We start from the raw sequence: 22,010 nt of genomic DNA, 5'->3' as shown, positions 1-22,010 counted from the left end.
TTTTTACCCGCATCAATTCTTTATTATATATTAGTTTGCGGTTTACCTTGATATATTATCACTTAAATCGTTTCATTGTCAATATAATGGCGCCTATGCTTTTAAGGCACAAGCGCCATTTTTTTACATTGGAATTTAAAATTCAAATCCGGCATCCTCGATAACACTGGCTATCCAGTGTCCTGATTTCTTTATTGTTCTTTTACCGTTTGCCAAATCTAAGGATACATAACCGTATCGATTCTTAAATGCATTTACCCAAGACCAATTGTCAACAAAGGTCCAAAGATGGTAGCCAACACAATTCGAGTCTTCCGCCATCCCTTTTTGCAGCCAAAACAAATGCTCTTTAATGAAATCAATGCGATAATCATCTATAACAATGCCATTCTCATCCAGGAAACGTTCTTCCCCTTCCACACCCATGCCATTTTCCGATATGAACCACTTCACATTCCCATAATTCTCTTTAAGGTTCACAGCGATATCATATATTGCTTTGGGATATATCTCCCACCCTCTGTAAATGTTCATTCGTCTATCCGGCCAGATATAGTTGTCAAAGAATGTTTCAGGCATTATCGGAGCATTTTTATCAATAGGTGCCGCTTTTGCTTGTATACGTCTTGGCTGATAGTAGTTAACCCCCAAAATATCAATTGTATTATTACGGATAATGCTCAATTCCTCCTCAGTGGTTTCAGGCATCAGTCCATAAATCTTAAAGAGTTCTATTAGCTCTTTGGGAAAACTCCCCTTTATTGACGGGTCCAAAAAGCTTCTGTTAAACATCGCATCAGCAAGGTGAGCCGCATCCACATCTTGCGCACTATCACTTGCCGCGTAAGAAGGAGTAAGGTTTAAAACAATGCCTATTTCCCCGTCCCCCGAAGCCTCCCTATAAGCTTCAATTGCTTTGGCACTTGCAAGGTTGGTATTATACGCAACCTGAATCGCTTTCTTAAAATCAACCTCATTGGGATAATGAAACTGATACAGGTATCCGCCTTCTACAGGCACAATTGGTTCATTGAAGGTAAACCATTTCTTGACCCTATCTCCGAACAGTTGAAAAGCTGTCTTGGCATACCTTACATAGAGCTCAACCACGTCTTTGCTGGCCCATCCGCCCCGGTTTTGAAGTGCAATCGGCATATCAAAATGAAATAGTGTTATGAAAGGCTCAATCCCCTCGGCAATAAGTTCATCGATATAGGCATTGTAAAATCTGACACCATCTTCATCCAGCTCGCAGGTATCGAAGTTTTTGATTAGCCGCGACCATTGGATGGAGGTTCTGAATGAATTGAATTTAAGCACCTTCATAAGCTTAATATCTTCTGCAAAGTGCATATAGGTGTTGCAGGCAATATCCGGTCCTATACCGTTGAAAAACCGCTCTGGCTCGATATGATGCCAATGATCCCATGTGCTTTCGTTTGCTTTATTTATATTTCCTTCACTTTGCGCACCGCTGGAAGCACACCCCCAGTAAAAATCCGAAGGAAATTTTATGAACTCGCTCATGCTTATCCCTCCACATTTCTTTAATGGCAGCTTATATAATGATATAAGGCTCCAACCATATTTGCGGCATTTCCGAATTGGCAGCGGACTACCTTGGGCTTGACCTTGGCATTCCCGACTTTTCCAAGGATATGATCAATATGCTTGTTGATTTCTAAAATTATCCCTTCCCTCTCGCTAATGCCCCCGCCAATAACAATTACTTCAGGGTCGTAGATGTATTGAAGGTTGTAAATCCCTATTGCCAGACGGAAATAAAACTTATTCAATTCTTCAACACAATCCTGATCGCCTGCATCGGCCAGATCGAATATCCTTTTGCCGTCCATTTCTCCATTTTCCAGCCCTTTTCTTGCGCATACAGAGTTTATTAGTTCAATGGTAGATCCGCTTTTACTCCATGTAATAAGCTCCGACTGTTCAATATTGTACTCCATAATGGCAAATCCAAATTCACCCCCGTGGGTATGATAGCCATGATGGATTTTTTTATCCTTTACAATTGCCCCCCCTATACCGGTGCCGACGATGATAAAGAGGGAATCCATCGCCTCTTTGGCAGCACCCATCCAAACCTCTGCAAGGGCTGCACAATTGGCGTCATTTTCAATTTCAACCCTAAGCCCGGTTCGATTTCGCAATTCTTCCTTAAAACTCGGACCATGAATGAATCGAATAGCAGAATCACCGCCGATAATGCCGCTCTCGCAATCCACCGCACCGGGAGCGCTGATGGCAATGCCGATGATATTGTACTGCTTTGAAAACTTTTTGATGAATATAACCATTTTATCAAAAAAATCATCAATATCTGTCATAGGCGTCTTATAGCTGCCTTTTTCGAAAATATCAGCATTTTTATTCATCACTGCATATTTTATACTTGTACCGCCGATATCAAATATTATGTAATGCTCCATTATAGCCATCTCCATCCCGAAATATTAATAAAGGACACTAAATCTTTCTTTCCTGAATAATCTGCTGATATTTATAAAAACTGTCTTTTTTTATACGTGCTTGCGTTTCAAAATCGATATATACAATTCCAAACCGCTTGGAATAACCAAATCCCCATTCAAAGTTATCCATTAACGACCAGCAAAAATAGCCCGCAATATTTAAATCCATATCATTCATTTTAGCAACCGTTTCTAGATGACGGACCAAGTAATCTACCCTATTTGCGTCATGAACATAACCGCCCTCCAAAACATCTGGCCATGCCGAACCGTTTTCTGTAATATAAATCGGCAGGTCGGTATATTTTTCCCGCACCATTCTAACAAGGTCAATAAGATTTTCTGGAGTGATGTCCCAGCCCATTTCGGTTTTTGGGCAAGATGAGTACGCCCCTGCAGAGAGCGTCAGGGACAATGGATCAAATTGTATCAAGGAGCGGCTGTAGTAGTTGATTCCGAAGAAATCACACCTTTCAGCCATCGCATCGAAATCGCCCTCTTTGATGAAATCATAATCCCCCAGCCGTGCAGCATATAGGTTTACAATATCAAATGGGTAAGACCCTTTAAAAAGCGGATCTAAAAACCATCTGTTAAAAGTACCATCAAAATTTGAAGCTGCCAGCTTATCAGAGAAACTATTACTTGCTGCATAAGCCGGTATCAGGTTCAGCGTAATGCCTATAGGTTTATTGAAGCCCAGCTCCCGGTATAACCGCACCGCCATCCCGTGAGAAAGAAGAATATGATGCCCAGCTTTTAGTGCTGCAGCGACATTCTTCTTACCCGGTGCATGCTCCCCTATGGCATTGGATAATATCGCCGCACACCAAGGTTCATTGTGGGTAATCCACATATCTACCAAATCATCCAGTTCAGTAAAGCACCGCTTTGCAAAGCTTAAAAACCAATCCACGCTTTCCCTTGTCTCCCAGCCGCCCATTTCCTGTGCCCATTGGGGTAAATCCCAATGATATAAAGTTACTGCAGCCTTAATGCCGTTTTGCTTCAGCTCAGTCAGCAGGTTCTTATAAAAAGCCATACCTTCTGGATTGTATTTGCCCTGCTCAGGAAATATTCTTGGCCAGGCAATGGAAAGCCTGTAGCAGTCCACGCCCAGATCCTTAATAATTTCAACATCCTCTTTATACCGGTGATAATGGTCGCAAGCGACATCACCATTTTCCATGTTCAATACCTTCCCTTCTGCTTTCGAGAAGGTATCCCAAATTGAAGCCGTCCTGCCATCTTCATCAAATGCACCCTCTATCTGGTAAGATGAAGTTGCCACTCCAAAAACAAAGCTATTATCAAATTCCATGAATCCAGCTCCTTCTAATTTCTCAGTCAATACGAACACAGCTATTTCGTACAATCAGCTTAGTAGGAATACGAATCTCGGAGGGATTATCCATTTCTTTATTCTCAATTGATTGAATCAATACATCCGCTGCCTTCTGCCCAATAACAACTCTATCCTGTGCGATTGTTGTAAGCGTTGGTGTTGTGAAACCAGACACCGTCACATTATCAAAACCGACAATGGAAATATCATCCGGGATCCTGAAACCATGAGCTTGAAATGTTGTCATGGCAGTCCAGGCTATATCATCGTAACCGGCATAAACCGCTGTCGGCAAATCGCCCCAGCAGCGCTGTATCAGCTCAGTCGCAGCTCTAGTGCCTTCTTCCAGAGAATAGCTGCTGGTTTCCACCAAATACTTTGGATTCTCCTCAAGTCCTTTTGACTTTAGAAATGTCTTATATGCATCATAACGTTCATAACCGGCTACACTCCATAACGGACAGGAAATATGCGCAATTTTACGATGTCCAAGAAAATATAGATATTCAAGGGCTTGCATACTACCCATTCGATAATCGGAGATAACCAGTGGTGTGTTCTTATAAGCCGCTTCCACTGATACCCTTTTTATATCGCTTTCCAATACGTCCTGTATTTCGTTCTCATATTTGGCACCTACTGCGATAAGCACTCCATCAACACCTCTGTATATGCAGTGTTCAAGGTAGGAGGCTTCCTTATTGCCTAATCTTTTATTCAAGAAAACCACATCATAGCCATATTCACCGGCCCTACTCTTAAAGCTCTGTAAAATTGTGCTGTAATGGGGATGGGCAATACCTGTACCAGCATCTTCAGAGAAGAGAACGCCTATAAGCCATGTCTTTTTCGTTGCTAAAGCCCTCGCATTATTGTTCATGGTATAGCCCATGCTTTCAGCTGCTTCCATTATTTTTCGATAGGTTTGCTTACTCACTCCGTCATAATTATTGAATGCTTTCGAAACGGTCGAAGGGGCACAGCCTACCATTTTAGCAATGTCGTATATAGTTACCATTTATTTACTCCTCGGTTACTCAATTTTTTCCATTATAACGCATGTGTATGGGTTATTCAATTAATTACCTTGTAACTGAAGTAATCAAAATCTGCGTACCCACTTCCATCCGCCATATCCTGGCAGCTCATTCCTGCAAAAGCACCCGTGAAGCCCATAGGCTCAGCATATTCATCAGATAAAATACTTACATCAATGCGGTAAGGGATAATATGCCATACCAAGTCCTCCTTTGCATAGGAGAATTCGCCATAGTGATTTTCCACTGTCAGCCTCAAATGCACCTTCCCCTCCCCAACAGGTATTTCGTTTTCTCCAAGGGGCATTGAGAAGTTGTTTTTGTCAAAACATAAAAGACCCAGGCACCGTTCCCCTTTTTCTTCATTATACGCAACCCTCAGATAGTACTGATTCTCCTCATCGTAGCGATACAGAAGACCCGCCATCCTTTGGAAGTGATTGAAGGGCAGGGCAAGACAGGTTTCTGCTTCAAAGCAAAACTCCGTTTGACGACGGACCAGCATATTTTGTTCATGGAGCGACTGCAATGAATCCTTTCCATAAAGACGCAGCTTGCCGTCCGGTAAAAGGTCATAATGTGCAGGTACTCGCAAGGACATAAAATCACGTTTAAACTCTGATCCGGAAAAATTATACGTATAAAGCTTTTGCTCACGCTTTTCGCCATAGCCCTCGAAATCGTCAGGAGGTATGATGCCACCGTTTTTTAGATACGGCCAGTTATTCATCCATACTAACTCTGAAATGGAGGTCTCCCGCCCAAGAGGACATCTCATGCTTTCATCCAAAGGCCGTCCGCAAAGGAAAGCAGCCCACCATCTGCCGTCAGGTGATTGACAAAAGCTGCCGTGACCAGCCTTTTTTATATATGCCCCCAATGCGCCCTTTGAACTGACCAAATGGATAGTTGGATGCATTTCGTAAGGACCTTCAATGTGCTTCGAACGAGCAACACTCATTGCATGGTCATAGGAGGTGCCACCCTCAGCAGTAATCAAATAGTAGTATCCGTTGACTTTATATAAGTGAGGACCTTCCACACAACCTCGTTCTGACCCTTTGAATATTTTCCTTGGTTCAGAAATAGGCTTTAAGGTCTCCGAATCTACCTCTGTCAGTAAAATTCCGCCAAACTGGTCATTACCTTTTTTTCGGTAGTCCCACTCCATATTGACAATATATTTTCTCCCATCTTCATCATGAAAAAGAGATGGGTCAAAACCGGAACAATTCAAGAATACCGGCTCACTCCATGGGCCTTCAATAGATGGCGACTTAACCACATAATTTGGTGTGTCTTTGAAGGGACCATAAGTCCAGTTTTTAACGTTTGTGTATACCAAATAGAAGAAACCCTTATTGAAGCTTAGGCAAGGGGCCCAAATCCCTGCAGACTTCGCATTACCTTTCATATCCAGCAGTTTAACGCTATTCAACGGGTAAACAACAGTCGTCCAATTTGCTAAATCCTTGGATGTCGAAATGGACACTCCTGGAAAGTATTCAAAAGTAGAATTGGCAATATAGAAGGTCCCATCAACACATATCATGCTTGGATCAGGATGGAAACCTGTAAGCACAGGGTTTTTTATCATAACAATCACCGCCTATTTTATGTTTCTATTCTTTTACTGCACCCATGGCAATGCCGTGTACTATATACTTGGAGAAAATAGCATAAACAATAATAATTGGAACAATGGATATTGCAAGCCCTAAATATATGCTTCCATATTCTGTCCTATATGTGTCTCCTCGCAAGGTCTGCACCAGCATAGGCAGTGTGTACATATCCATTTTTGAAATCATGATAAACGGGGTGAAAAAGCTGTTCCAAGCTCCCACAAAAGCGAATATCCCCATGGTAAATGCACCGGGCTTTGATATAGGCAGCATAATACTGTGGAATATTTTCAGTTCGCTGCAACCGTCAATTCTTGCTGCATCAATCAAATCCTTTATAATAGCCGATTCAAGGTACTGCTTCGCAAAGAACACAGCGCCCGGTGCGGCAATTGCCGGTAAAATCAGAGGGATAAAGGAATTAGTCAGCTTTAAATAGGACATGTAGCGGAAGAACCCGATGACACCTACTTGTGTTGGCACCATAACGAGCAGCAATACAAAGCCATACAGATATTTCTTATAGGGAAAATCATAAATATGAATTGCATAAGCAAACATCATGGAAAAATATACAGTAATTACAGTAACGGATATCGAAATAAAGCTGCTGTTGAAAAGACCTTTGGTAATAGCAAAACCTCTCCCGGTCAGGTTGTTCCAGTTAACTTGCAGGTTGTTTCCCGGTATGAGGCTGATTCCCTGTTGAATCTCAGCAGTTGAACGGGTTGCGTTTACAAGCATGATCCAAATAGGGATAACGCACATTGCAAGCAGAACAATCAGTACACCATATATTAAAATACGGTAAATACGTGTTCTAAGACCATAGCTCATGTTTTACTCCTCCTTCCAACCTCTTGGCAGCTCTTTTTTCTTCCACATCATTTCTTTCACGAAGCAATCTGAATATTAGCAGTGCCGACACGCAGGTTATAATGAAGATCATCACCCCTACCGCAGCAGCAGCCCCAATATGCCCTTTATTGCTTGAGAATTTCATATACATTAATACATTCATCGTCATAATTGAGCCGTTGGGCGACCCACGGCCATCCGTCAGCATATATGGAATATCGAACATCTGCATGCCGCCTACCAGAGAGGTTACCATAGTATATATAAGGACAGGCTTTAGCAGCGGTAACGTAATATGTCTGAACATTTGTCCTGAAGTAGCACCATCAACCATAGCTGCTTCATAGAGTGTGGGAGATATGGAAGTCATCCCGGCCATTATTATTATCAGTGTGGAGCCGAACCACATCCACCATTGCACATAGACAAGAATAGATCTCGTCCAACCGCCGCTGCGGAAAAAATCAATGGCGTCATTTAAAAAGCCTGCACGTACTGTAATCTGATTAATAGGCCCATATAAGGAGAAAAAGTTAAAGAATAGCACCGCAATAGTGGCGGGCATCAAAAGATTCGGCAAGTAATAAAATGTGCGCCATATACCTACAAACCTTATCTTTAAGCGTATACTTGTAAACCATACAGCTAAAAGCATAGCAATCCCTATTTGAGGGATGAAGTTCGAGAGCCAAAGTACCCAAGTGTTGCCTAAGGACTGCAAGAAAAACTTATCCGAAAACAATTTCACAAAGTTGTCTAACCCCACTAATTTAAAGCTTCTACTCATCAAGGTCATATTTGTAAAACTCAGATAGAAGGTATAAACCAAAGGATACAGACTGAAAATAAGGAATCCTATAATAAACGGCGCAGTGAAAAGGTAACCATAATAGTTCTTATTCAGTTTACTGCTTCGCTTTTTAATGCTTTCAGCGTTCACTATCAAGGCATATACATCCTTTCCTATATAATATTTGAAGTGATGAAACGTAATCGAGAGAAGCGCAAAATCTGCGGTAGATAATCCGCGCCGCAGATTTTGCTGTTTAAAATGCTCTTCTTCCGATATTTATTCTACAGTAATATCCGGTAAAGCACTTCTGACTGAATCCTTGAACTGTGTCAAAGCCTCTTCCTTTGTTGCTTTCTTTGAAGCGTAGTTATTAAGAGGGTCATTAAGTGATCTCTGAATTGCATCATCTGATGCCTGAAGCAATTTCAAACTGATATTTGGAGCTGCTTCTGCAAAGCCCTTATAGGAATTCTGCCCTGCAAGGAATTTGCTGGTTGCTGCGTTATCAAACTGACCTATGATTTCATTGACAACCTTCTGGCTGGATATAAAGTCGCCAGGGCCCTGTGCAAGCTTATCGCCAACTGTCGGGTCAATTTTTTTCAGATACTCGTTTGTATATGTTCCGAGTGCCCAAGCTTTTAGGTTCTCTGTATCCAATGCTGCAAACTTTATAAATTCCTTTGCAGTATCCATATTCTTGGCACCATCTAATGCGCCTACCCAAGTGCCACCCCATTGATAAGGCATTGGTCCGCTTATGCAAGCCCAATCACCGGATGTATCTTTACCAACTTTTTTAGTTGTATCTGAACCTTCTGCTTTTACTTCCTTCGGAGCTGCGTTAGGCATTAACACATATGGAAGCCCCCAAGTCGGAAGCAGATATGAGAACACTTGCTTTGGATTACCTTTTGCATCCGCCAAAGAATCATTCATGCCTGCAAACCAGCCTTCCTGCCACTGAACTGCCTGAGCCTCATAACCATTTTGACGGAAGGATTTTGCAGTTTCGAATAATGTGTCAACCATTGGATCTATTACAAGTTTATCATCTACTACCCAAGGTGTCTTGCGGTTAGCAAAGAACAGATTTGTAAAGTCCCCTGTTGAACATACCATATAGGTGTTGCCTTTGGATTTTTCTTTTACTACTTTAGCGGCAGCTTCGAACTTTGCCATGTCGGAAACGATTTCCTGAATAGCTGCAGGATCGTCAGTGCCAAAGTATTCTTTTGCTAAGCTTCTTCTATAGAACATGGCGCCAGGTGTTGCCTGATAAGAGTATGCTTTTGTTACGCCTTCATATGTACCGATATCCAGTGTGAACTGATAGGTGCCAAGATCTTTTGCAATTGGCATTAAGTCAGTAACATCTGCGAGAAAATCACTTTCTACATATTCCCTTACGAATGATGCCTCAAGAGAAACGACATCTGGTAACTCTCCAGACTGCAAGGCTGATTTAAGTTTTGTCTGAAATTCACCATTTGTCATAGGGATCATTGTGTACTCAACTTTGATCTCAGGGTGTTTTCCTTGGAAAGCAATCGCCATCGTTTTCACTTCGTCTGTAAATGACCAGATTTTCAGTGTCTGAGGCACAGCCGCCTGTGCTTCCGGAGCTGCAGTCGGAGTCGCTGATGCTGCCGGAGCAGTCGGTGCGCAGCCTGTAAATAGACCTACTATCATCAGGCATGCTAAGGTTAGAGCGATAGTCTTCTTCATCAATTTCCCACCTCTTCTTAATAATGTTTATAGAATTATAGAAACCGCTTTCTATATCCACTTTTAATATAACATAATCCTTTATGCTTTTCAACGCAATTTTTGAATTTTCTGTTAATAAGATTTTTGGTGTCCATTTAACCTCGTAACTGCAACATTGTTTTCAAATACATCTCAAGTAATTATTCCAATTTTATACAAAATTGCTTAATAAATTATCTTTTTACCTAATTTTTTTAACTTTCATACAGTCACTTTATTTGGTATTATTTTCACAATACGGAAACCGGTTTCTGTATACATAATTCGATTGATTCCGATAATATTACTTAGACTTATGTTTTTGCAGCAGTACCATCTCCTATTCCGAGATAAAATGACATTCTTCAGTGCCAAAGCACATGATTCTTCTTTGGAAAGTTTCTATGCATGACTATGGCAACTTCTGCTAATTTATATTTTAGTACAAAAAACAAAAGTACTGCAATCTCTTGCAGTACTTCAGTTTGCAGACAAACACGGTTTCCCGCAATAGAGAAAACCGTGTTTTTTCATGAAATTATGCAACTTTTGAAGCAAATCAGAGGGTTTGGGTCCGGTTTTTCCGGACCTCACAACCAGTTTGCCATCTTTTTTTAGTTCATGCATGCAGCAACAAGCATCGCTTGTGCAGATACCCGCTCTAATCCTCGCAGGGTTGTCCAACGCATGCCATGCTTTTCTTTCATATCAGCAAAGACCCTTTCAATAGTTTCTTTGCGACGTGCATATATTTCTTTGTTAAGATCAGTATGTCTTAGGTGTTCTGCTTCTTCCATATAACGTGCCCAGATATGACGGCTTACAAGCTTAGTGCAGTCTTTACTGCCTGTACATATATTTAGGTATGGGCAGCTCTTACATATCAGAGGATCTGATTTATATTCTTTCTCTAGCTTAACTTTATCATATTTCTTTTTATTAGCATTTGCTTTTACATGGGTTGCGTCTATGAAAACAGCATCACCCTTTATTAATCCAGCATTCACTGCTTCTTCCAAAACCCTCACGAATACTTGTTCAAATATATCCGTGTCCTTGAACCTTCTTACATAGTTCTTACCAAAGGTTGTGAGGTGAGGAATCTGCTTACTAAGTCCATAACCGATAAACCAGCGATATGCATTGTTTGTTTGTATTTCAGAGATTGTCTGACGCATCGATTTGATTCCGAAAGTATACTGAACCAATACAATCTTAAAAAGCACTACAGGGTCAATGCTTGGTCGACCATTATCTGTACAGTATTTATCAATTACAAGGTCATATATGAAATCGAAATTTTTGCCACTTCTAGCTTCCGAACCAAATGATTCTCAGGCACCAACTGATCAAGAGACAGTATTTCAATTTGGCTACGCATATCACTTTTATCCTTTGTTAACATCTAAAACACCACCATTTCAATACTTCACTGTATATATTCGACAAAAACAAAGAGAATCCTTTTTGTATTCAAGGATTCTCTAAATATTTTATACTTTGTCTTCTGTCTGATCTTAAAACGGAAATTATCTCCATAAAGTTATGACTGTATCTAGTAGAGAATGCAAAAGAGATATAATCATCAATAATTCCAAATATCTTTTAATTCCTTGTTTGATTGATTTATACTGTATATTGAAAACTAATAAATTTATGACATTTCTGAGTTATATATTATAGAATTCACATAAATAGTAATGCCTTTTCGATTATTGATAGTTATAAGCTCATTTAAGCCGATTTTTAATCAAAATCTAAAGTACCGCTGTACCTTGAATAATAATCTAAGCATTTAAATAAAATCAAACCTATTAAAGTGTAAAATACTCCAATAATTATTTCATGATACAAATAGGGCGCAACTGTTGTAAAATTAGCTCCCTGTAAAATCATCCGAACTGCTTCAACCCCTTTTGTCAGGGGTAATAAATTTGAAATACCTTGCATAAACGAAGGAAGATTTGTAACTGGATAATTAATACCACAAAATATTAGTAGTATAAAATATGTAAGATTTGATAATAAATTAATCTCTCTAATAGCTAATCCGATACTTCCTATAAGCATTCCTAAACCTGAAGTTGAAAATACAGCTATCAAAAGAGTTACTACTAATAAAATATAATTTGTATTCTTAAAACTTATTCCCAAAAATAAATAACTAAATATAAAACCTATTATAACAGTAAGTAATCCATCAATGATATGCATTAATGACCTACTGACAAATATTCTTGCTCTTGATGCCGGTGTACCAAGTAGCTGTAACAAAGTACCTTCAGTTCTCTCAGACACAATTGTCATAGCAACACCATTAATTGAACTCAATGCGGAAATTTGAACTGCATTACCAATAATAAAGAATTCTCTTCCTAATTCTTTAGCATAATATTGCCCTAAGAATGTAAAGAAAAGAATTTGAAATATAGGACCAATGACTTTTGTTAAAATGTACACCTTTGGAACCAACCATGCAAAAAGTGATTTATAAGAATATATAGCTCCTCTAAAGAAGAATTCTAATTTATGAAATATCGTTACTTTGTAATCTTCCTTTTTAAATAAATATTCGTAATTCATTAATACACCCCTAATGTCGCTTCTTTTCTACTCTTCTTTTCAATAATTTGAAAAAGCCACAATGACAGCAGCAAATATAAGAATGTTAAAATCAATAGTATAACAAGTGAAAAAAGGAAATGCTTATAACTAAAAGTACCAGAACTGACCATGCGCAATGCATCCATCCCCCAAGTTAAACTTAAAATATAGGATAATGGTCTTGTCCATAATGGAAGTATAACTATCGGGAACATTAAGCCACTTAACAAAAATATAGGATTTTCCATAACGTTTAATAACCCTCTAACTGCACGCGAAAGAGTAAATAAAGTACATATTATCATACCTTTCGCTGCTACAGATATTATAATCAAAATAAGCACTAACATGAATAAACATGGATGTTTGATTACTAATTGTTGTCTAAACAATAATAGTGCAGTAATATATGATAATCCCATTGAAAATAGCCCCACTAAGCTATTTGTTAATGCTTTTCCCATTATTATACTCGATAAGGGAGTAGGACACCCAACAATCATTTCGAGTGTTCCCCATCTTCGTTCCCTATCAATATCTGAGCCTGAAGAAAAAAGAATTGAACTCCATGTGCCCATCATTCCTGCACCTAATACTGCATCCATGCTATATTGGGTTCTCATTGATCCATTCATCATAAATAATGTCATCATTAAATATAAAATCGGTTGAATAAAAATTATGAAACGCCAAAGTTGACTTGTTGTTCTCATAACAAGTTGAATTTTTGCAATATGAATTATTTTATTCATTTATCCCACCTACTAGTTTAATATAAACATCTTCCAGTGTAGGTTTTCTGTTTCTAATTTCTTTTATCTGAACATCGTTAAGGATGTTCAGAATTTGATTGATGATTTCATTATTTTCTTTAAGTTGTATTTGAATTAATTGACTTTGTTCCACTTGCTTTACATTTAGACTTTCAACACATTCAAGTTTTTTTATATCATCTAGTCTCTCTTTTGTAGCTCCATATACTTCAATTTCTAACACTACATCATCCTTAAGCAACTTCTTCAATTCCCCTGGCCTATCATTTGCAATAATTTTTCCGTGATTTATAATAGCCACCCTATTACACAGCATGTCTGCTTCGAACATATAATGAGTTGTAAGAAGTATTGTTTTATCTAATTCTAGTAGATCTACAATTATTTTTCTTAGATCCTTAGCACCAACAGGGTCTAACCCTAATGTTGGTTCGTCAAAAAAAATAATATCCGGATTATTTATCAATACTTTTCCTATGTGTAACCGTTGCTTCATTCCTTTAGAGTAATTTTCTACTCTATCATCTGCCCATTTTGTCATTCCAATAAGCTCTAATATCTCATTTATTCTTTTATCAGCAATACCTCGTTCAACATTATATAAATCAGCAAAATATCTAAGATTATCCCTAGCAGAAAGTCTCCAATATAACCCTCTATCTCCTCCAAAAGTAAAATTAATAATAGCCCTTATTCTTTGCATATCTTTCCGAATATCATAATTCATGATGTGTGCTGTTCCTGATGTTGGCAAAAGTAGAGTTGTAAGCATTTTTATGATAGTAGTTTTACCCGCACCATTTGGGCCTAATAGGCCAAATAGTTCTCCCTTCTTTATATCAAAAGAAACATTATCAACGGCTATGTGTTCACTTTTTAGTTGCCCCCATATATTTGTACTTTTATACTTCCTAGTTATGTTATCTACATTAATCGCAATCATACTTTTATTCTGAAATAATTCAGAAAGTTGCCCCCCCTTATTGTATATTAATAACTATGAGTTTTTCTGCTTCACAGGCTTTCTGATATGCCTCATTTGCTTGATCTGCTATAGCTATAACAAACCCAAAACGTGTAAAAAACCCTTCTGGTGGCAATTTTATTTGACCAACCTGCTCCTTGAAACTAACTTCACATATTCCGGGATAGTTTGATGCTTTGTCAAGATTAGGATATTCAACTATTTCTCCACACTTATACGGAATGATGAATCGTATTGCCGCACCGCGATTATATAGAATGTCTATACTGGGTTTTATCCCCAATGCAACTTTGATAGTTTCTTGAGCCATATTTGCACCAGTTGCAAGATAAACAAGATAAGGTATTCTATCTCCTCCTAATCGAGCTCCAATTTCTATAATTACTGGTCCTTCACTCGTTAATCTCAATTCTGTGTGTGTTGCCCCAATATTAATTCCGAGTGCCCTAATTCCTTTTTCTACAATACTTATTATCTCATCTCTTAAACTTTGAGATATATTTGCCGGAAAAGAATGGCCTATTTCTTCGAAATATGGTTCTGAGCTAGTATACTTTTGTGTAATCCCAAAATGAAGTATTTCATTTTCATATACCAAAGATTCTACACTTATTTCTTTTCCCTTAACGTATTCCTCAAGAATGAATGTGTTTTGACTTCTCCCATTTATTTTTATATGTGTTACATTTTCAAATACTCTATAGGCAACTTCCTTTGTTTCTATTTTGATAACGCCAATGCTACTATGACCGTCAATTGGTTTTATTACTACTGGAAAATTCATTATTGAAATTGCTTTTTTAAAATCTTCAACATCACTAATTTTTACGAATTCAGGTACTCTAATTCTGTTTTCCTTTAACTTAGAACGCATTACATATTTATTTCTTGCTGCAACAGCGGTTTCGGGTTTTATATATCGGAGTCCTAGCCTCTGGGCTAACTCCGCTGTCGGTATTACCAATTCTTCGTCATATGTAATTATACCGTCAAACTTAATAGCTCCCATTAATTCATAAAGTCTTTGTTGCATAGCTTCAGCATCTCTAATATTAACGAATAGTATATTATCACAGAGATCTTTTTCCCATCTAACAACTTTATCAGTAAGCAGTGTGATTTTGATTCCCATAGACACAGCCGCATCAACAATATAACTCCTATACCTTCTAGAACCACTTCCGACTAAAATTAATCTTTTTTCCGTCATTATTCTCTCCCCCACTTCAAGTCTCATACTTTACAGTTCACTCCTAAGCTTCAACATAACTATAGTTACAATAAGTTATAATATCCCATATAATTTTATCAAACTATCTAGTTGAATAGTAACTTGTATAAATAAGTGCATTTTTCTGTAATGATATTAGAACAGTAAACGAATAATTATAATTGCATAAGAGGTCTATCCAACTTAAGTTCTTTATAATCATAAATATTAATACCATAAATTAAATATACTTCATCAGTATTCATCACTTTTATTTCATCATTTCCATATCCAAGCATTCTCGCTACTTCGTATATTTCATCTTTATTCTCACCCTCAATTTCTATATATGGCGGAATAAAAGGCCAGAAGTCGATATCAATACTTATTTTATCTTTGTATAAATAGCTAATTCGCTTCTTTTCTTGATAATTTCTATAGAAGAAGCCTAACTCTGATAATAGCAAATTGCCTTTCTCAAGACTATCAACTTTAACTTCAATCTCCCTTATGCTATCGATTTGATATTTATTGTCACTATTTACTTTATTATTACCTATTTTTTGCTTTACTGTTATTGTTACTTCATTACCAGTTTCCCTTAATCTAATCCATTTACCAGGATTGATATAATATGAGTTAATAATTGAGATTAGACTGTCTTCGTTCAATAACTTAATAATTGAACTATCAATCTTTTTTATGCTTTTAGAAAACTCCTGCATACTAAAATAATTAGTAATTTTATAAAACTTTTCTCTATCTTTATCGTTGATAATATGATCCATATCTGAAAATACTGCATTGATTCTTTTTAATAAGATATCTTCATTTTTAATATTGTATCTTTTTTCGTTTAGCTCAAAAAGTAAACTCTTATAAGTAGTTGATATTGGATTTACATCATATGTATATATCTTCTGTATATTTTCTTCTATAAAAACTGCTCCTACCTTTTGAAGTCTACTTATTACAAAGTTAACATCTATATTAAGAATCTTTATTTCCGTTTCTATGAATCCTTTTGTCATTGTATTCCCTCCCAATATGATTGCTGTACAGAATCTATTAACTAGCACAATATATCGCAGCTTCTAATATTAGTGAAATATAAAATCAAATAAGCTTAAGTAAGCTTAAAAATTCTTCTGGATTTAATTGTTGTTCTGCATCAGATAAAGCAAGATGTGGATATGGATGAACCTCAACCATTATACCTTCTGCTCCAACAGCAACAACGGCTTTGGCGACATCATTTATTATATCTTTTCGTCCTAAAGAGTGGCTTAAATCTACTATTACTGGAAGATTTGTTTCTTTTTTTAGTATAGGAATACTACTGATATCAAGTGTATTCCGTGTTTTGGTTTCAAAAGTCCTGATTCCTCGTTCGCAAAGTATTATTTTTCTATTACCTTGAAGAGCAATATATTCAGCTGCAAATATAAATTCATCAATTTTTGCATTCATTCCTCGCTTCAATATTACTGGCTTATTAATCTTTCCTACTTCTTTAAGAAGCTCAAAATTTGTCATATTTCTCGCACCAATCTGTAAAATGTCAACATGTTTAGATACAAGTTCAACATCTCTTGTATCTACAACCTCTGTCACAGTTTTCAGATCATATTTTCTTCCTACCTCATATAACATTCTTACCCCATTTTCCCTTTTCCCTTGAAAATCATAGGGCGATGTTCTGGGCTTATATGCACCTCCCCTTAAAAATTTTAGGCCTTTACTCTTAATTAATTGAGCAATTTGATCTAGTTGTTCAAATTCTTCCACAGCACATGGTCCTGCTATTATGACTTTGCTATTAATGGGTAAATCGAACATTTCATTAATTCTCTCAAATGCAATATCACTACCTGCACCAACAAGTAGTCTCTTTTCTTTTACAGATCCCATAATATTAAGTGATGTTCTAAATATATTATAGAAAATCGTTCTGACAGATTCGTTTTGCAGAGGTCCTCTATTTTGCCCTATAATGTTATCTAGCATTTGCTTTTCTCTTACAGGGTCAAAGTATTCACTATTGAGCCCATCTTTCAAAGTGCTAATTTCTTGCACTAACTCGGTTCTTTTATTTAGTAAATCTAGTAAATTAACATTAATTTTGTCAATTTCTTTTCGTAAATTTTCTAATTTTTCAATCATCGTAATCCCTCTTAATAAAAATATTTATAATATAGCTGTAAACCAATACAAACCTAATAGTTTAAAATTACTATCGATTTATGCAAATAGTAACTCTTATAATTATTTTCAGCTTATTCTAATTCAAAATGGAGTACGTTTTCAATCTCCTCTGATCTTTTAATAATCCTGTGGTAATCTTTATCTACAAGGTATATTGAACCCCTGACTTCGTTGTTTGACTTAGGTAATGGCAGAAGGTCTCCTACTTTATATTTCAGTGTTAACTTTTCACAATCATGTTCCAACATTGAAATTGCATCCCTAATTCCACTTATTTCTTTGATTTTTCCTTCACACGTTGGATTTAGAAAATCGTAAGTTAGAGCATATCTAATAAATGGCTTGTCCATTTGTTGCTTTAGCTTATTAACATCTATAGGTTTTTTAAGGGCAATATCGTATGCATAGTCATATAGATTTAATTGTTTAGTTTTATATATAGATTCAATAATGTTATTCCCAGCGGGTCTTGGATTTATTTCAATTAGCCTGACTTCATCGCTTTGATTGACTTTTAGTTCTATATGCAATACAGCATTCTGTATGCCAAATTCAGAAATAGTATGCCTCACGAAATCACTAATCTTATTCCATAAATTAGTTTGAATTGGAGCTGGTGTTAATTCAATATACTCTATGCAATACCTATCATGTGTTACATACTTCTTTGTTACTGCTAATACATAAACTTCACCATTATAAATAAGAGTCTCAGCACAGTACTCATCTCCGCAAATGTATTCCTCAGCAATTAGGTCTTGAGATTTAGCAGCTTGCAGTACTTGCTTATATGAAGATAACATTTCTTGTTTATTATTTATAACTACTACTCCCTCTCCAGCACTTCTACATCTTGGCTTCAATACAAAAGGGAATCCTATAGTTTCAGCAGCTTTATATAGCTCAGCTTCAGACTTTACACTAAAAAACAAAAGTCTATTTGCACCAATCTTTTGCAAGAACTTCCTTACTTCATATTTGTCTGATAATATTCTTCCAACAGATTCACTAAAATAACTAAGCTCAAAATAATCACTTAACATGCCAAGTGTAATGGTGCTACTATCAAGGAAAGAAAAAACACCATCAAACTTCCTTTTTTTGTAAAAATCCACAGCAGCTTGAAACATCTCTGACGAATCTCTTCTATTATTTATATAGTATACATAATCGGCTACCTCAACTTTACTATTGAAAACATTATCGATGGTAAGAATTCTAATGCCTTTTCTTAGTAAAGTTTTTAGAGCAAATTCCCTATGTCTAGCAAAAGAAAGGATAAGTAAATTTTTATTATTCATAATATTGCTCCTTATCAGCAGAATAATTCTTATGCTGTTATTAGTAACTAGGCTTTATAAAGTTTAGTATCTTATATTAATATGCAAAAGGTATCATACGGAAGCTATAGCTGGATATAACTCTTATTTAAGCCTCTTAGCTAGCAAGTACCCAAACCTGTGAAAGTGGTCATAAACACAATCCACATGAGCAGCTTCAAATACTGGTTTCTTCATTTCTCTATAATATTCAACTTTCCAATCTTCATCTACAAAAAAGCTTTTCATCTGTTCCGGTTTACAGAATAAATCTGATTCAAAAGTAGGATAATCAAAGAGAGTCATCATATAGTCTATATATAAATACCCGTCTACTTCTACTGCATCTTTTAATTTATTAATCAATTGCTCAAGCGAAAATGCATTATTATTTTTATAATGTAACGAACAACTTGTAAAGACTAAATCATATTTTTTATCAACTTCGCTTTTAAAGAAATCTAATAATCTTATCTCTACATACTTTTCTAACCCATCTTTCTTTATCTTCTGCAATAGACCTGTCATATCTCTTTCTTCTGTTGGTATTTTATACGAAGTAATTTTATTTCCAACAATTCCTTCAGTAGATTCAAATTCATATTTTTTGGTAATATCTCTTTTTATTGGGAATAATTTTTTTCCACCATATAGCGCAATTCTATCAATGTCATATCCTACTATAAAATGTTTCTTCCGAGCGAAAGGTAAAACAAATTTGCCGTCTGAGCAACCAACAATGCATGTAGTAAAGCTATCTTTTTCCTTCTCTAATCTATTTAGAATCCTGTAAATTCTGGTCGGCGAACTACCCCACTCACTTTTTTTTCTCATTTACCTTACACTCTCCTTTAAATTACCAACATAGCTATTCCTCCAAAGCGTTGTTTGCAATAGTTTCTCATAGTAATGTTGATCATTTTTCATTATTTGAATGTTATTTAATAATTCTTCAAGATTATGCATATTACATATATAGCGAAAAGTAGTTCCATTTGGTAAAGTGCTTATGTTTTTAACATCCACTAAAATGGGGTTTTCATAAAATATTTCTCTGTGACTTTGTCTGCATCTAATCATAAACTTCATATCTTTATCAATATTAATTAGTTCTTTTATTTTATTACACTCAGCATTACAATTTAAACTCTCAGCAAAACAATGTCGTGTATATGCAAGTGGTATATGTCCAGCAAATATGATTTCTAATTTTATATTCACATCACTAAAAACTTTTATAGCATCTTCGAAGGAAATCTCTGGTGATAACGTAATTCTATTTATTCCATATTCCATCAAGGAATTAATGGTTCTTTTATTCCAGCAGTGGACAGTATAATCTGCTTCCATAGATTTGAATTTCCCATATTCTAATATGGATATTTGCGACAACCGTGTAATCATTATATTTTGATTATTCAGCAGATTTGCAAGGTGCTTTACCCCTACTGATTTCCAGTCAAAATATGGTAGCTTATATATGATATTTTGATAAGTTCCATACTGTTCAAGAACAATACTTAATTCATCAATATTATTAATATTATATATAATCCTGTTAACCCCAGCTTTATCCAATGCTGCAATCATGTTTATATCATTTACTTCTATCGATATGGCATCATTTAGAATATTATATTTTTTTTCACTAATAGAATTTCTTTCTATATGTATATTGGGTATCGCTGATTTTTCTTTTATATAGTTCATAACAAGGTCATAATCATTCTTATTAAATTTCAGCTTATAATCGATTGTTTTGGGGAAAGTCAGTTCTGATAATGTATTACCATTCAGAGAATCTAAAATATCTCTATAAATAATATAGATATCACTCTGAATTAAATCATGATCAGTTTTCAAACTAAACATCTTCCCTTCTCCCTTGTTTCCAATTACATAAATACAATTTATAATATCCTCTTGATTACTCATAATATTTATAGAAAAATTCCTTTTACCTCGAACAATCTTATTTGTTATCCGACTCTTTACAAATCCTACTGTACCTACATTCTTATTTAATTCACTTGCATTTATATACCCTGGTTCACCTAGTTCATTAGATACAACTATCAAATCAAGTTGTCCAACTTCTCTAAATGGAATATTTCTGACAATGTTTCTTTCATTACATAATTCTATTAGACCTTCTACTGGTAGCTTATTTTCTAGATAACCGCAATACGGGTTCTTTACTTCCACGTTTTCGCTCTGATAATTTGCATTTAATGCTTCTTTAAAACCGGATACTGTATTATAGATTTCTGAATAATCACGGCTTCTTCTACCTTCAATTTTTATACTATCAATTCCTATTTCATTCAAATCATGTGCTTTACAAAAAGCCTTTAAATCTTTAGAGTAAAAAAAGTTGCATTTTCTATTATTAAAACTATATATATCTCTACAAAGAGCAAGACATTTACCCCTACTACCACTGCCGCCAAAAACTAGAGATCCCCAATAACAAATCCCTGAAAAACCTATACATTGCACACCCCATACAAATACTTCAAGTTGACTTCTAGTATTGCACTTAAGATATTTAATTTCATCCATAAGAAGTTCTCGAGACAATATTATTCGCTTAATACCGAGCTTTTCTAAGAAAGTAATATCATCTAAACAATGCGCACCAAACTGTGTTGATGCATGTATATGCAAATGAGGTAGTTCCTTTGTTAAAACCTTTATAAGTCCAAAGTCTGATGCAATCACAGCGTCTGGCAAGATAAATTCCTCGTCTTTTAATACATTCATGATTTCATCTATTTCATTATCATACATTAGAGTATTGATAGTAAGATAAAATTTAACATTATTTTCTTTACAATATGACACTGCATCAATGTATTCTTCTATTGTAAAATTTTTGGCTCTATTTCTTGCATTCCAAAGCTTAAGTCCGCCATAAACAGCATCACAGCCAGCTTTCACTCCTGCAATTAATTGATTCATATCACCAGCTGGGGATAATACTTCCATATTTGCTCTCTCACTTTCTATCAATTTAAA

17 protein-coding genes and 1 pseudogene are annotated in these 22,010 nt (G+C 36.1%); all 18 read right to left on the bottom strand.

Features of this window, described 5'->3' with window-relative positions; all coding sequences use genetic code 11:
- Window positions 1-135: 135 nt before the first annotated feature.
- The gene (locus VEB00_05515) at window positions 136-1,533 is read right to left on the bottom strand and encodes a glycoside hydrolase family 1 protein (GenBank protein HYF82469.1); all 1,398 of its coding nucleotides are present in this window, start codon (window positions 1,531-1,533) and stop codon (window positions 136-138) included.
- A gap of 14 nt (window positions 1,534-1,547) precedes the next feature.
- A complete protein-coding gene (locus VEB00_05510; protein ID HYF82468.1) occupies window positions 1,548-2,447 on the bottom strand; it encodes an ROK family protein in 900 nt (299 codons plus the stop codon).
- A gap of 37 nt (window positions 2,448-2,484) precedes the next feature.
- Window positions 2,485-3,810 carry a GH1 family beta-glucosidase gene (locus VEB00_05505; protein HYF82467.1) on the bottom strand — a complete coding sequence of 442 codons (1,326 nt, stop codon included), beginning with the start codon at window positions 3,808-3,810 and terminating at the stop codon, window positions 2,485-2,487.
- Window positions 3,811-3,832: 22 nt separating this feature from the next.
- Window positions 3,833-4,852: a LacI family DNA-binding transcriptional regulator gene (locus VEB00_05500; protein HYF82466.1), complete on the bottom strand. Its 1,020-nt coding sequence runs from the start codon at window positions 4,850-4,852 to the stop codon at window positions 3,833-3,835.
- A 56-nt stretch (window positions 4,853-4,908) separates the two neighbouring features.
- Entirely contained in the window at window positions 4,909-6,468 is a 1,560-nt protein-coding gene (locus tag VEB00_05495) for a glycoside hydrolase family 43 protein (GenBank protein HYF82465.1), read from the bottom strand.
- 25 nt (window positions 6,469-6,493) lie between these two features.
- Complete coding sequence (locus VEB00_05490) at window positions 6,494-7,333, bottom strand: carbohydrate ABC transporter permease (protein ID HYF82464.1); 840 nt, start codon at window positions 7,331-7,333, stop codon at window positions 6,494-6,496.
- Window positions 7,317-8,294: a sugar ABC transporter permease gene (locus VEB00_05485; protein HYF82463.1), complete on the bottom strand. Its 978-nt coding sequence runs from the start codon at window positions 8,292-8,294 to the stop codon at window positions 7,317-7,319. The genes VEB00_05490 and VEB00_05485 overlap by 17 nt, the downstream gene beginning before the upstream one ends.
- A gap of 129 nt (window positions 8,295-8,423) precedes the next feature.
- Window positions 8,424-9,875, bottom strand: coding sequence for a carbohydrate ABC transporter substrate-binding protein (locus tag VEB00_05480; GenBank protein HYF82462.1), 1,452 nt, complete (start codon window positions 9,873-9,875; stop codon window positions 8,424-8,426).
- A 635-nt stretch (window positions 9,876-10,510) separates the two neighbouring features.
- Window positions 10,511-11,301, bottom strand: a pseudogene (locus tag VEB00_05475) (transposase).
- A 341-nt stretch (window positions 11,302-11,642) separates the two neighbouring features.
- Complete coding sequence (locus VEB00_05470) at window positions 11,643-12,479, bottom strand: ABC transporter permease (protein ID HYF82461.1); 837 nt, start codon at window positions 12,477-12,479, stop codon at window positions 11,643-11,645.
- Window positions 12,479-13,252, bottom strand: coding sequence for an ABC transporter permease (locus VEB00_05465; protein HYF82460.1), 774 nt, complete (start codon window positions 13,250-13,252; stop codon window positions 12,479-12,481). The genes VEB00_05470 and VEB00_05465 overlap by 1 nt, the downstream gene beginning before the upstream one ends.
- Window positions 13,245-14,216: an ABC transporter ATP-binding protein gene (locus VEB00_05460; protein HYF82459.1), complete on the bottom strand. Its 972-nt coding sequence runs from the start codon at window positions 14,214-14,216 to the stop codon at window positions 13,245-13,247. The genes VEB00_05465 and VEB00_05460 overlap by 8 nt, the downstream gene beginning before the upstream one ends.
- Before the next feature lie 37 nt (window positions 14,217-14,253).
- Complete coding sequence (locus VEB00_05455) at window positions 14,254-15,468, bottom strand: ATP-grasp domain-containing protein (protein ID HYF82458.1); 1,215 nt, start codon at window positions 15,466-15,468, stop codon at window positions 14,254-14,256.
- 176 nt (window positions 15,469-15,644) lie between these two features.
- Entirely contained in the window at window positions 15,645-16,499 is an 855-nt protein-coding gene (locus VEB00_05450; protein HYF82457.1) for a hypothetical protein, read from the bottom strand.
- 85 nt (window positions 16,500-16,584) lie between these two features.
- Window positions 16,585-17,631, bottom strand: a complete 1,047-nt coding sequence (locus tag VEB00_05445; GenBank protein HYF82456.1) for a bifunctional 3-deoxy-7-phosphoheptulonate synthase/chorismate mutase — start codon at window positions 17,629-17,631, stop codon at window positions 16,585-16,587.
- Between the two features lie 113 nt (window positions 17,632-17,744).
- Window positions 17,745-18,974, bottom strand: a complete 1,230-nt coding sequence (locus tag VEB00_05440) for an ATP-grasp domain-containing protein (GenBank protein HYF82455.1) — start codon at window positions 18,972-18,974, stop codon at window positions 17,745-17,747.
- Window positions 18,975-19,097: 123 nt separating this feature from the next.
- Window positions 19,098-19,826: a hypothetical protein gene (locus VEB00_05435; GenBank protein HYF82454.1), complete on the bottom strand. Its 729-nt coding sequence runs from the start codon at window positions 19,824-19,826 to the stop codon at window positions 19,098-19,100.
- Window positions 19,827-21,980, bottom strand: a complete 2,154-nt coding sequence (locus VEB00_05430) for a peptidase U32 family protein (GenBank protein HYF82453.1) — start codon at window positions 21,978-21,980, stop codon at window positions 19,827-19,829.
- Window positions 21,981-22,010: the final 30 nt, after the last annotated feature.

The sequence above is a fragment of the Clostridia bacterium genome (assembly GCA_035628995.1).
Lineage (GTDB): Bacteria > Bacillota > Clostridia > Lutisporales > Lutisporaceae > BRH-c25.
Note: the sequence above shows the minus strand (reverse complement) of the source record. Positions and strands in the feature narration are given on the sequence as shown.